The 11,568-nt window shown below is 72.9% G+C and carries 13 protein-coding genes; 6 read left to right on the top strand and 7 right to left on the bottom strand.

Annotated features, from left to right (window positions below):
• Positions 1-109: 109 nt before the first annotated feature.
• From JWP64_RS28395 to JWP64_RS28410, 4 genes are read right to left on the bottom strand one after another with little or no spacing between them, the layout of a single operon-like run.
• Complete coding sequence (locus JWP64_RS28395; protein WP_297503094.1) at positions 110-1,243, bottom strand: epoxide hydrolase family protein; 1,134 nt, start codon at positions 1,241-1,243, stop codon at positions 110-112.
• 4 nt (positions 1,244-1,247) lie between these two features.
• Positions 1,248-2,009, bottom strand: coding sequence for an SDR family oxidoreductase (locus JWP64_RS28400; RefSeq protein WP_297503095.1), 762 nt, complete (start codon positions 2,007-2,009; stop codon positions 1,248-1,250).
• Positions 2,010-2,020: 11 nt separating this feature from the next.
• The gene (locus JWP64_RS28405; RefSeq protein ID WP_297503097.1) at positions 2,021-3,019 is read right to left on the bottom strand and encodes an acetamidase/formamidase family protein; all 999 of its coding nucleotides are present in this window, start codon (positions 3,017-3,019) and stop codon (positions 2,021-2,023) included.
• A gap of 18 nt (positions 3,020-3,037) precedes the next feature.
• Positions 3,038-3,781 carry an IclR family transcriptional regulator gene (locus JWP64_RS28410; protein WP_297503099.1) on the bottom strand — a complete coding sequence of 248 codons (744 nt, stop codon included), beginning with the start codon at positions 3,779-3,781 and terminating at the stop codon, positions 3,038-3,040.
• A 67-nt stretch (positions 3,782-3,848) separates the two neighbouring features.
• Between JWP64_RS28410 and JWP64_RS28415 the strand changes: the two genes are divergently transcribed.
• From JWP64_RS28415 to pcaG, 3 genes are read left to right on the top strand one after another with little or no spacing between them, the layout of a single operon-like run.
• Positions 3,849-5,054, top strand: a complete 1,206-nt coding sequence (locus JWP64_RS28415) for a 4-hydroxybenzoate 3-monooxygenase (protein WP_297503101.1) — start codon at positions 3,849-3,851, stop codon at positions 5,052-5,054.
• Complete coding sequence (pcaH, locus tag JWP64_RS28420; protein ID WP_297503103.1) at positions 5,054-5,755, top strand: protocatechuate 3,4-dioxygenase subunit beta; 702 nt, start codon at positions 5,054-5,056, stop codon at positions 5,753-5,755. Before JWP64_RS28415 ends, pcaH begins: the two co-directional genes overlap by 1 nt.
• Entirely contained in the window at positions 5,748-6,320 is a 573-nt protein-coding gene (gene pcaG / locus JWP64_RS28425; protein ID WP_297503105.1) for a protocatechuate 3,4-dioxygenase subunit alpha, read from the top strand. The genes pcaH and pcaG overlap by 8 nt, the downstream gene beginning before the upstream one ends.
• 23 nt (positions 6,321-6,343) lie before the next feature.
• Here the strand turns inward: pcaG and JWP64_RS28430 are convergent, their stop codons facing one another.
• Positions 6,344-6,793 carry a hypothetical protein gene (locus tag JWP64_RS28430; RefSeq protein ID WP_297503108.1) on the bottom strand — a complete coding sequence of 150 codons (450 nt, stop codon included), beginning with the start codon at positions 6,791-6,793 and terminating at the stop codon, positions 6,344-6,346.
• A 233-nt stretch (positions 6,794-7,026) separates the two neighbouring features.
• On the opposite strand from JWP64_RS28430, the gene JWP64_RS28435 reads away from it, so the two are divergent.
• Complete coding sequence (locus JWP64_RS28435; protein WP_297503110.1) at positions 7,027-7,824, top strand: GtrA family protein; 798 nt, start codon at positions 7,027-7,029, stop codon at positions 7,822-7,824.
• A complete protein-coding gene (locus JWP64_RS28440) occupies positions 7,715-8,503 on the top strand; it encodes an alpha/beta hydrolase (protein WP_297503118.1) in 789 nt (262 codons plus the stop codon). The genes JWP64_RS28435 and JWP64_RS28440 overlap by 110 nt, the downstream gene beginning before the upstream one ends.
• Here JWP64_RS28440 and JWP64_RS28445 read toward each other — a convergent pair.
• Together JWP64_RS28445 and JWP64_RS28450 are read right to left on the bottom strand one after the other, a co-directional pair.
• Positions 8,500-8,862 carry a VOC family protein gene (locus JWP64_RS28445; RefSeq protein WP_297503112.1) on the bottom strand — a complete coding sequence of 121 codons (363 nt, stop codon included), beginning with the start codon at positions 8,860-8,862 and terminating at the stop codon, positions 8,500-8,502. The two genes, JWP64_RS28440 and JWP64_RS28445, sit on opposite strands and share 4 nt — an antisense overlap.
• 16 nt (positions 8,863-8,878) lie before the next feature.
• Complete coding sequence (locus tag JWP64_RS28450) at positions 8,879-10,045, bottom strand: acetyl-CoA hydrolase/transferase C-terminal domain-containing protein (RefSeq protein WP_297503114.1); 1,167 nt, start codon at positions 10,043-10,045, stop codon at positions 8,879-8,881.
• 124 nt (positions 10,046-10,169) lie between these two features.
• Here JWP64_RS28450 and JWP64_RS28455 point away from each other — a divergent pair, with 124 nt between their 5' ends.
• On the top strand, positions 10,170-11,183 hold the full coding sequence (locus tag JWP64_RS28455) for a glutathione S-transferase C-terminal domain-containing protein (protein WP_297503117.1): 1,014 nt from the start codon (positions 10,170-10,172) through the stop codon (positions 11,181-11,183).
• Positions 11,184-11,568 lie beyond the last annotated feature (385 nt).

Here is an 11,568-nt window from a genome sequence, read left to right on the forward strand (position 1 = left end):
CGGCAGGTGGGGGCGCGTGGGTGATCGTTCTGGCAGCTCGGCACCGACGTGACGACGAGGGGCCGCACGGACACCCGTGCGGCCCCTCGTCACATCCGGGTGCGGCTGCTCAGCGCACCATCCGGAAGAACGTGCGCAGCTCGTCGACGAACGTCTCCGGCTGCTCCATCGACGCGAAGTGCCCGCCCGAGTCCGGGTAGGTCAGCCGCCGGAGGTCGACGAACCGGCGCTCCAGCCAGCTCCGCGGCATCCGGTTCATCTCCCGCGGGAAGATCGCCGCGCCGGTCGGGACCTCGACGGTGTCGTAGCGGGTCTTGCCGTAGCTCTCCCAGTACAGCCGCGCCGACGAGGTGGCGCTCGCGGTCAGCCAGTAGAGCGTCACGTTGTCCAGCAGCCGGTCCCGGCTGATCACGTTCTCCGGCGGGCCGGCCGAGTCCGTCCAGTCCCAGAACTTCTCGATGATCCACGCGCACTGTCCCGCGGGGGAGTCCGTGAGCCCGTACCCGAGCGTCTGCGGGCGCGTCGACTGCTCGGCCGAGTAGCCGGCGCCGAAGCGCCGGAACCTCTTGGCGTCCTGCCGCGCTTCCTTCTCGGTCTTCGTCAGCGCCTGCCGCTCGTCCTCCGGCGGCGCCTCGGCCAGCGGCATGGTCAGGTGGATCCCGACGACGGCCTCCGGCATCCCGGTGCCCAGGGCCGCGGTGATCATCGATCCCCAGTCCCCGCCCGCCGCGCCGTAGCGCTCGTAGCCGAGGCGGTCCATGAGCTGCGCCCACGCGGTCGCGATCCGCTCGACGCCCCAGCCCGCCGTCGTCGGCTTGCCGCTGTAGCCGTACCCGGGCAGCGACGGGATGACGAGGTGGAACGCGTCCGCGGCGTCGGAGGGATTGGTCAGCTCGTCGATCACGCCCAGGAACTCGACGACCGAGCCCGGCCAGCCGTGCGTGAGGATCAGCGGCAGCGCGTCCTCGTGGGGCGAGCGGACGTGCAGGAAGTGCACGTCGACGGAGTCGTCGCCACCGCCGTCGAGGCCGGTGACGAACTGCGGGTAGGCGTTGAGCCGGGCCTCGACCCGTCGCCAGTCGTAGCCGTTCGCCCAGTAGGCGCACAGGTCCTGGACGTAGTCCAGGGGGACGCCCTGGGTCCAGCCCTCCACGGTGGAGGGATCCGGCCACCGGGTACGGAGGAGCCGCTCGCGCAGGTCGTCGAGGTCGGCTTGCGGGGTCTCGATCCGGAAGTCGCGCACGGACCTACAGTTGCACGCCGCGGGTCAGGGCACCGTCGGCGACCAGGTTGGTCCCGCTGATCCGGCTGGCCCGCGGGCTGGCCAGCATGACGACGGCGTACGCGGTCTCCTCGGGCGTCCCCATCCGGCCGGTCGGGTTGAGCGCCAGCGCGGAGTCGAAGAACTCCTTGTTGTTCTGCTCCATGCCGTGCCAGACGCCGCCCTCGAAGTAGGTGTTGCCGGGGGAGACGGTGTTGGCGCGAATGCCCTTGGCGGCGAGGTCGAACGCGAGCCCGGCCATGTAGTGCGCGAGCGCCGCCTTCATGACGCCGTAGGAGCCCGTCGCGAAGTCCACCTCGCGCCCGGACACGCTGGACACCGCGACCACGGACGCGGCATCGCTCTGCTCGAGGTACGGCATCGCGGCCTCGACCATCCGGACGGTGTGCATGAGGTCGACCTCGAAGGCGGTCCGCCAGTTCTCCTCGCCCGGTCCGATCGCGAGCGCGCTGACGTTGGCCACCAGGATGTCGATCCCGCCCGCCTCCGTCGCCTCGTCGACCACCCAGGCAGCGAGCGCGCCTGCGTCCGCGACGTCCAGGGAGCGCCCCGCGACCTCGGCCCCCGTCGCGGCGAGCGCGTCGACGCGGGCGAGCACCTCGTCCTCGGAGCGGGCGCAGAACGCGACCCGCGCGCCCTCGGCCGCGAGCAGGTCGACGACGGCGCCGCCGATGCCCTTCGTGCCTCCGGTGACGAGCGCCTTGCGGCCCTTCAGCTGCAGGTCCATGGGAATTCTCCTTACAGTGAGCGGGCCTGCTCGCGCAGGTGGGAGTGCATCCCGCCGTACGCGGACCCGGTGGGGAGCAGTTTCTTCGCGATCTTGGTGACCGCGCTGTAGTTGGTGTCCACGACGTTCGCGAGCGGGGACTCGCTGATCTGCGTCAGGAGCTGGTAGGCGTCCAGCCGGTCCAGGCCGTAGAGCTCGCCGAGCCAGCCGATCATGCCGATCTGGCTGGCCCGCCACGCGTCCTCCAGGGGCCGCGAGGAGCCGACCACGACGTAGTGCGAGTCGCTCTCGATCCGCGGCCACACCGTGGGCCGTGCCTTGATCAGCTCGACCAGGATCGTCACGTCCATCGCGCCCTCGACGGCCGTCCCGCAGCTCTCGCCCTCGCCCTGCCGATAGTGTCCGTCGCCCACCGAGAACATCGCGCCCTCGACGTTGACGCCCAGGTAGCAGGTGACCCCGGGCTTCATCTCGGGGGTGTCCATGTTCCCGCCGAACACGTCCGGCACGAGGCTCGACCGCACCTCGCGGCCCGCGGGGGCCACGCCTACCGTGCCGAGCATCGGGTTCATCGGCAGCTCCAGGCGCAGGTCCGTGCTCTGCGCCTCGAACAGGACGGTCTCCTTCGCCCGGTCCAGCTGGTAGATCCAGGTGCGTTCGGGCAGGGGGTCGTGCAGCAGCGCGGTGCGGTCGGTGACCGAGAGCGCGCCGAAGAACGGGATCAGCGTCGACGCGCCCCAGTCCCGCGCCGGCGTCAGGTCCACGATGTGCAGGGCCAGAGTGTCCCCGGGCTCCGCGCCCTCCACGAAGAAGGGCCCGGTCTGCGGGTTGACCTCGGCCATGTTCAGCACCGCGCTCGGGCTGTCCGTGGTCCTGGTCAGCCGGCCGGAGAACGCGTCCTCGGTCCACAGCCGCAGGAGCGTGCCGGGGGAGATCCGGTGCGACGGGGCGACGCCGCCGAAGGTCCAGACGTACTGGTCGCGTTCGGGCCGGTACTCGACGACGTCCATGGTCGAATACTTGCGGGCTCAGCTACTCCTGGCAAGCGCCCGGCCGATGCCCCGCGCGGCCGCCCGGACCGCGGGGACGTAGGCGTGCGGGTTCCCCTCCGCCGGGACCACGATGGACAGCGCCGCCACGACCTCGCCGGACGGCCTGCGCACCGGCGCCCCGATCGACTGCGACACCATCTCGACCTGCCGGTCGCTGATCGCCACCCCGGTCCGCCGCACCTCGGCGAGCATCCGGCGCACGTCCTCGGGATCGCACAACGTCCTCGGGGTGAACCGCCGCAGCGGGGCCGCGAGCACCCGCTCCTGCAGCGCCGGATCGGCGAAGGCCAGCAGGGACAGCCCGACCGCGGTCGCGTGCAGCGGCATCCGGGACCCGGCGCGCGTCAGGATTGAGACGGCGTCGCGGGCGGCGAGCCGTTCGACGTAGACGACCTCGGCGCCGTCGAGCACGGCGAGCTGCACGTTCTGCCGGGTCACCTCGTGCAGGTCCTCGAGGTAGGGCATCGCGGCGTCCCGCAGCCCGAGCCCGCGCGGGGCGAGCGCCCCGACCTCGAAGAGCCGCAGGCCGACGCGGTACTGCCCGTCGTCCGCCCGTTCCAGCGCGCCCCACGCGGCGAGCTCACCGACGAGCCGGTGCGTGGTCGTCAGCGGGAGGCCCGTCCTCCGGCTGATCTCGGTGAGCGAGAGCTGGGGCGCCTCGGCGGTGAACGCGCCGAGCACGTCGAGGACTCGTGCCGTCACGGTCGACCTGCCTGCCATGCAGCCAGTCTTCCGCACAGTGGAAGTGCGGTCGAACGGGGATCGGTGGGTGCGGGAAGCTGCGGCCATGCGAACCCAGGTCGTGCCCAGGACCCAGGTGGGGATCGTGGGCGCCGGGCCGGCAGGACTGCTGCTCTCCCACCTGCTCTCCCGCCGAGGAATCGACTCGGTCGTGCTCGAGGCACGCAGCCGCTCCTACGTCGAGCAGCGCGTCCGGGCCGGCGTGCTCGAGCACCCCACCGTGGAACTGCTCCGCGAGGCCGGGCTCGCCACCCGCCTCGACGCCGAAGGCCTCCCGCACGAGGGCATCTCCCTGCGCTTCGACGGCGGGGACCACCGGATCGACTTCGCCGATCTCGTCGGCAAGGGGATCACGGTCTACGGGCAGCAGGAGGTCGTGAAGGACCTCATCGCGGCCAGGGTCGACGCCGGCGAGCCGATCGAGTTCGAGGTCTCCGACGTCGTCCTGGACGGCCTCACCACGGACGCGCCGTCGATCGGCTACACCGCCGCGGACGGCACCCGGCGGAGGATCGAGTGCGACGTGGTCGCCGGCTGCGACGGCTTCCACGGCGTCAGCCGCCGGGCCGTCCCGGACATCCGGATCGCCGAGCGCGAGTACCCGTTCGGCTGGCTCGGGATCCTGGCGAAGGCCGCCCCGACCCACGACGAGCTGGTCTACGCCAACCACGACAACGGCTTCGCGCTCTACTCGATGCGCAGCCCCGAGGTCACCCGGCTCTACCTGCAGGTCAGGCCCGACGCCGACCCGGCGGACTGGTCCGTCGCGCGGATCTGGGACGAGCTCGGCACGCGGCTGCAGGCGGACGGGTTCACCCTCAACGAGGGCCCGTTCGTGGAGCGGCCGTCGGTCACGGGGATGCGGAGCATGGTCGCCGAGCCGATGCGGCACGGGCGCCTGTTCCTCGCCGGGGACGCCGCGCACATCGTCCCGCCCACCGGTGCGAAGGGCATGAACCTCGCGATCGCCGACGTCCGCCTGCTCGCCGACTCGCTCGCCGACCTCCTGCTCCGCAAGGACGAGACGGGCGTCGACACCTACTCCGAGCGGGCACTGCGCCGGATCTGGCGCGCCGAGCACTTCTCCTGGTGGATGACCTCGATGCTGCACCGCTTCGACGACGACCACGCGAACGGCGACGCGTTCGGCCGTGCCCTGCAGCTCTCGCAGCTGCGCTACACCGTCTCGTCGCGGGCCGCCGCGACCGGTCTCGCCGAGAACTACGTCGGCCTTCCCCACGGAGCTGTCTGATGCCGTTGACCTACCCGTACGCCGAGGACACCCACCCGGCGCTGGACTCGCCCGGCTACAAGAGCACCGGCCTGCGCGCGCCGACGCAGCGGCCGATCATCCTGCCGCAGCGGTTCACCGAGATCACCGGGCCGCTGCTCGTCGGCGAGATCGGCCCGAACGACCACGACCTCACCCGCCAGCACGAGGGCGAGCCGCAGGGACAACGGATCACCGTCTCCGGCCGGGTCCTGGACTCCGACGGACGCCCGGTGCCGGACACGCTCGTCGAGGTCTGGCAGGCCAACGCGGCCGGCCGCTACGCCCACGCCCGGGACACCTGGCCCGCCCCGCTGGACCCGAACTTCTCCGGCGGCGGCCGGGTGGTCACGAACTCGCTGGGCGAGTACTCCTTCACCACGATCAAGCCCGGCGCCTACCCGTGGGGCAACCACCCCAACGCCTGGCGGCCCGCGCACATCCACTTCTCGCTGTTCGGCCACGCCTTCACCCAGCGGCTCGTCACGCAGATGTACTTCCCGGACGACCCGCTGTTCGCGTACGACCCGATCTACAACTCCGCGCCCGAGGGTGCCCGCGAGCGGATGGTCTCCCGCTTCGACATGGACACCACGCAGCCGAACTGGGCACTGGCCTACCGCTGGGACATCGTGCTGCGGGGCCGCAACCAGACCGTGTTCGAGGAGCCGCACGATGACTGATCGACTCGAGCTGACGCCGTCGCAGACCGTCGGGCCGTACCTCTCGCTGGGCCTGACCTGGCCCGAGGGCGCGGACGTCGTCCCGCCCGGCACACCGGGCACGATCCGGATCTCGGGCGTCCTCCACGACGGCGCGGGCACCCCGGTCCCGGACGGCATGATCGAGACCTGGCAGGCGGACCCCGCCGGCCGCTTCGCGCACCCCGACGACCCGCGCGGCGCCGCCGAGCCGAGCGTCCCGGGCTTCCTCGGCTTCGGCCGCTGCAACACCGACCCCGAGGGACGGTGGGAGATCCGCACGGTCCGCCCCGGCCCGCTCCCCGCGGAGAACGGCGCCGTCGAGGCCCCGCACCTGGACGTCTCCGTGTTCGCCCGCGGCCTGCTGGACCGCGTCGTCACCCGGATCTACTTGGCGGACGACCCGGCCAACGACGCGGACCCGGTGCTGAACAGCGTCCCGGCGGAGCGCCGGGACACCCTGGTCGCGCAGAAGGACGGCGAGGGCGTGTACCGCCTGGACATCCACCTGCAGGGGCCGCACGAGACCGTGTTCTTCACGGTCTGAGGATCTTCACGGTCCGGGCCCGGTCAGGGCATCGACGAGAACGACACCGAGCGGAAGGCCTTCCCGGCCCCGACGACGTCGCCGGGGGCGAGGGCCTCGTCCGGGCCCGCACCCGCGCCGGGCCGGTCCTCGGCGACCGTGTCCGCCGGGCCCGGCCCGGTCCCGCGGTCCTCGGCGATCTCCCGGCAGGTCCGGGCGGAAAGCAGGGCGACCCGGTCCGTCTCGTTGACCGACGTCCGCCACGCCACCTCGTCGCCGTCCGGCGAGGTGAGGTCGACGCAGGTGCCGACCGGGGTGTCCACGAGCACCGCGGAGGTGTCCAGGTGCTCGCCGAACTCGCCGGTCCCGTCCTCGGCGTGGTAGCTGCCGTGGGCGACGAGCGGTGCGGTGTCCGCCAGCGCGACCCCCGTCCCGGCGAGCGCGGCCGCCCCGACCGCGCCGAGGACCAGGATCGTCCGTATCCGTGTACGCATGGTCACGTTCCCCCGATGCCGGGCGGTGGACTTCACCCGCCCGTGTCTGCTGTGCTTCCGCTTCCTCAACGCGCCCGCCACGATCGGGTTACGGGGAGGCCTGTGTCACAGGGCCCGTGAGCGGGGAATGTCTCGATCTTCTCGGGGTATTCACAGGAGAGAGCGAGCGCGCACCCATCCGCGGATGCGATAACTGTCGTACACAGCGGAAACGGGTCGAGGAGATGATGGGAATGGCCGGCCGGGAATCGGTGGCGCATCTCGGTCTCCCGTCCGTGCTCGCGAACCTCGCCCAGTCGGCCGGTGATCGGCTCGTGGTCGCGCGGACCCGGCTGGACGAGCGGTTCCCGATGGTCCGGCAGCTCGCCCGCTACGCCCTCGTCGGTGGCCTCGGCACCGCGGTCAACGCCAGTGTCTACCTCGCCCTGCGGGCCACGCTGGAGCCCCTCGCCGCGAACCTGGTCGCCCTGCTGGTCAGCACCGCCGTCAGCACCGAGGTCAACCGCCGCTTCACCTTCGACGGCGCGCCCGCGCGCCGCTGGCGCGTCTACGTCCAGGACATCGGCACCGTCGTCTTCTACGCCTTCTACAGCTCGGCGGTCCTGCTCGTCGTGGACGAGGTCTTCCCGGCCGTCACCGCGCCGGGTGAGTCCGTCGCGGTCGCGCTGGCCAGCACGCTGGGCGGCCTGGTGCGGTTCGCCGTGCTCAAGGCCTGGGTGTTCGAGACCGCCGGGCCCGAGCAGGTGCCGGAGGCCTGCCCGGCCGACTACGGTCGGGACGATGTTCCCGGGGTTCGAGACGTTCGACCTGCAGGTTCCGACGGCCACGTCGCCGGTCCGCATCCACGGGGTGCGCGGGGGCTCGGGGCCGCCGCTGCTCCTGCTCCACGGGTTTCCGCAGAGTCACGTCCTGTGGCACCGGCTGGCCCCGCTCCTGGCCGAGGAGCACACCGTCGTCGCCACGGATCTGCGCGGGTACGGGGACTCCGATCGGCGTGTCTCCGCCGACGGGCCGGACACCCCCGGGTCTGAGCGGCACGCGGAGTCGTCCTTCCGGGCGATGGCCGCGGACCAGGTCGCCGTCATGGCCGAGCTGGGGTTCGACGAGTTCGCCGTCGTGGGGCACGACCGCGGCGCCCGTGTGACGCACCGCCTCGCCCTCGACCATCCCGACGCCGTCACCCGGCTCGCGCTGCTCGACATCATGCCGACGGAGTACGTGTACTCCCACGTGGACCGGCGGCTGGCGACCGCCTACTACCACTGGTTCCTCTTCATCCAGCCCTTCGACCTGCCGGAACGGCTGCTCGCGGGCGACCCGGGCGCGTACCTGCACAGCCTCCTGGGGGGCTGGGGGAGCGGCCTCGACGCGCACGCCCCGGCCGCCGTCGCCGAGTACGAGCGGGTCTTCGCGGACCCCGACGCGCGGCACGCGATGCTCGAGGACTACCGCGCGGGGGCCTCGATCGACCTGGCGCACGACGCCGAGAGCGAGCGGGCCGGCCGCCGGATCGCCGCGCCCTGCCTGGTCCTGTGGGGCGGCAGGGGGGTGGTCGGGAACAGCCGGGACCACCCGCTCGACGTGTGGCGCTCCCGCGCCGCGGACCCGTCGCTCGTCACCGGCGAGCCGATCGCGGAGGCCGGCCACTTCTTCGTCGACGAGCGCCCGGAGGAGACCCTCGCGGCACTGGCGCCGTTCCTGAAGGGTTAGTCCTCGGGCGGCAGCACGCAGAACTCGTTGCCCTCGGGGTCCGCCATCACGATCCACGGGAAGCCGGGGGCCTCGTCCAGGACGGTGGCGCCGAGGTCCGTCAGCCGCCTGACCTCGCCCCGCTGCGTGCCGCCCGGCTCGGGGGCGACGTCGAGGTGGAGGCGGTTCTTCCCCGTGCGCGGCTCGCCCACCGGTTGGAACAGCAGCAGGGGGACGGCGTCGTCGATCTGGGCGTAGGTGGTCCCGTGGCCGTCGTCCCAGGCGCGGATGTTCCGGTGGCCGAGCGCGGCGGCCCAGAAACGTGCGAGGGCGTCGGCGTCCGCGCAGTCCACGACGACGGCGACGAGCCGGCTGGTCATGGCCCGACGGTAGCGCTCACCCCGCGACCCGGCCGTCCCACAGGTCGAGCAGTGCCGCGCGGCGCTCCGCGCGGTCCAGCCCGCGCAGGTCCGCCGTCCCGCGCTCCGTGACCACCACGTCGACGTCGTGCGACGCGGTCGTCACCGGCCGGGACAGGCGTTCGACGAGCGTGGGGCGCTCCTTGTGCGCCGACGCCAGCGCGATCACCGACAGCCCCGGGCCGCGGACGCCCGCGGCGGCGAAGTCCGGGTGCCCGCCGATCATCCCGGCCGCGGACCGGCCGAGCCCCTCGACGTTGACCTGCCCGTCGACGTCGATCTCGAGCGCGGCGTTCAGGCCGATCAGCGGGGGTGCGCCGGCGGCGGAGAGCCGGCCGACGTCGTGGGTGACCTCGATGGGGTGCAGGAGCCGCCGGCCGTCCGCCCAGTCGTAGAGCCGGCGGGTGCCGATCAGGTAGGCGCACATCGGGTCGTCGAGCAGCAGGCCCTTCTGGTCCAGGTCGACGACCGGTTCGGGCAGCAGCCCCGAGTCGATCCGCACCGGGACCTCCAGCGCCGCGACCATCGCCTGCGCGAGCCGGCCGGGGCCGACCTGTACGCGCGCCCCCTCGGGGACCAGCGCGGCGACGTTGCGGGCGATCGCCTCGTCCGCCGGCGTCGGGGGCGGGGTGGGGATCTCGGCCGGGCCCTCGTCCGTCTCGCCGAGGACGGTGATCGCGTCCGCCGGGAGCGGGTCCCCGGCGTCGGCCAGGGGGGTGGCGGTGGACACGACGCCCGCGACCGGCACCCCGGCCTCGACGAGGCCGCGCATGTACGAGGCCTCGGCGCCGAGGTGCAGCCCGCGCGGCCCGCGGACCAGCGTCGCGACGAGCAGATCCGGCTTCAGCACCCCGGCCAGCAGCGCGGGCACGGCGGAGAGCCGGCAGGGAACGACGTGGGCGTCCCCCGCCTCGACCATCGACCGCACGCCGGGCCCGCCCATCAGCACCCGGACGTCCGCGAACGCCGCCGGGTCCAGGTCCGGTGTCGGCGCGGGCATCCACCCGAGGACCAGCCGCACGTCCCCGGCCCGGGCCGCCGCGCGGCTCAGCGGACCCTGCAGGACCGTCGGGGTGCCGCAGCCGTCGGCGAGGGTGACCCGGGAACCGGGCCGGACGACGTCGTCCAGCGAGAAGTCCACCATGAGCCGATTCGACCACAGGGAGTTCGCCGCGGCGGTGTGATCGCGCGCTCGTCCCCGGCCGATGAGGATCTCCGGCGAAGATCGCCTCGCGGCGGGCGGGCCCGCGAGGTCGTAGCGTTGCCGTATGGGAGCGTCCCCGAACAGTGCAGCACAGTCCGGCTCCGACGAGTTCGTCCGCGAACCCCTCGGTGTGCAGGAGCGGATCACCTCCGACGGCTCCTCGCCGTGGCCGGTGGAGGCGGACCGGTACCGGCTCGTCGCCGCCCGGGCCTGCCCGTGGGCCAACCGCGCCGTGATCCTGCGCCGTCTGCTCGGCCTGGAGCCGGTGATCTCGCTCGGCATCGCCGGCCCTCTGCACGACGAGCGCAGCTGGCGGTTCCACCTGGACCCGGACGACAAGGACCCCGTGCTCGGCATCGAGTACCTGCGGTCCGCGTACGAGGCGGCCGTGCCCGGCTACGACAAGGGCGTCACCGTGCCCGCCGTCGTCGAGGTGGCGAGCGGGAAGGTCGTCACCAACGACTACAAGGCCCTCGAGTTCGACCTCGCGACCCAGTGGACGGAGTTCCACCGCGACGGCGCACCCGACCTCTTCCCGGACAAGTACCGGGACGAGATCGAGGAGGTCTCCGAGGGGGTGTTCCACGACGTGAACAACGGCGTCTACAAGTGCGGGTTCGCGAAGGGCCAGGCGTCCTACGAGAAGGCGTACGGCGCGCTGTTCGGCAGGCTCGACGCGCTGTCCGAGCGGCTGGAGCGGCAGCGCTACCTCGTCGGGGACGCGATCACCCAGGCGGACGTCCGGCTCTGGGTCACCCTGGTCCGCTTCGACGCGGCCTACCACGGCCACTTCAAGTGCAACCGGCAGAAGTTGAGCGAGATGCCGGTGCTGTGGGCGTACGCCCGGGACCTGTTCCAGACCCCCGGCTTCGGGGACACGATCGACTTCGAACAGATCAAGCAGCACTACTACGGCGTGCATCACGAGGTGAACCCGACCGGCATCATCCCCGCGGGCCCGGACGTCTCCAACTGGCTCAGCGCACACGGCCGCGAGGACCTCGGCGGCAGCCCCTTCGGCGACGGCACCCCGCCCGGCCCCCCGCCCCCCGCGGAACGCGTCCCCTCGCTCACCTGACCGACCCGCGCGGCCGGAGACCCCGACCCGCGCGGCCGGAAACGCCGACTCGCGCGGCCGGAAACGCCGACTCGCGGAGCCCGAGCCCGGCCCCCCGCGAGTCGGCGTTCTGAACCGCGCGAGTCGGCATCTGGGACCGCGCGAGTCGCGGGATCTCCGCCCCTCGGACGGGTGTGGGGGCGGGGCCGTTCGGTACGACGACGGCAGTACGGGACAATGGCCGGGATGCGGTTCCGCGACAGTTCGACCACACGCCGGCGCGCGGTCACGACCGTCGCGGGCGGCCTCGTCCTCGGTGCCCTGCTCAGCGGCGTCGGCGTCGCCACGGGGACGGCGCCCGACGTCGTCCGGTCGGCCCGCGCCGAGCCCGCCGCGGCACCCGCGC

The organism is Pseudonocardia sp. (assembly GCF_025465255.1).
GTDB lineage: Bacteria > Actinomycetota > Actinomycetes > Mycobacteriales > Pseudonocardiaceae > Pseudonocardia.

Excerpts from the sequence above, each read along its gene's own strand:
- JWP64_RS28400 (WP_297503095.1), bottom strand. The coding sequence starts at position 2,009 with ATGGACCTGCAGCTGAAGGGCCGCAAGGCGCTCGTCACCGGAGGCACG.
- JWP64_RS28405 (WP_297503097.1), bottom strand. The coding sequence starts at position 3,019 with ATGGACGTCGTCGAGTACCGGCCCGAACGCGACCAGTACGTCTGGACC.
- JWP64_RS28410 (WP_297503099.1), bottom strand. The coding sequence starts at position 3,781 with ATGGCAGGCAGGTCGACCGTGACGGCACGAGTCCTCGACGTGCTCGGC.
- JWP64_RS28415 (WP_297503101.1), top strand. The coding sequence starts at position 3,849 with ATGCGAACCCAGGTCGTGCCCAGGACCCAGGTGGGGATCGTGGGCGCC.
- pcaH (WP_297503103.1), top strand. The coding sequence starts at position 5,054 with ATGCCGTTGACCTACCCGTACGCCGAGGACACCCACCCGGCGCTGGAC.
- pcaG (WP_297503105.1), top strand. The coding sequence starts at position 5,748 with ATGACTGATCGACTCGAGCTGACGCCGTCGCAGACCGTCGGGCCGTAC.
- JWP64_RS28430 (WP_297503108.1), bottom strand. The coding sequence starts at position 6,793 with ATGCGTACACGGATACGGACGATCCTGGTCCTCGGCGCGGTCGGGGCG.
- JWP64_RS28435 (WP_297503110.1), top strand. The coding sequence starts at position 7,027 with ATGGCCGGCCGGGAATCGGTGGCGCATCTCGGTCTCCCGTCCGTGCTC.
- JWP64_RS28445 (WP_297503112.1), bottom strand. The coding sequence starts at position 8,862 with ATGACCAGCCGGCTCGTCGCCGTCGTCGTGGACTGCGCGGACGCCGAC.
- JWP64_RS28450 (WP_297503114.1), bottom strand. The coding sequence starts at position 10,045 with ATGGTGGACTTCTCGCTGGACGACGTCGTCCGGCCCGGTTCCCGGGTC.
- JWP64_RS28455 (WP_297503117.1), top strand. The coding sequence starts at position 10,170 with ATGGGAGCGTCCCCGAACAGTGCAGCACAGTCCGGCTCCGACGAGTTC.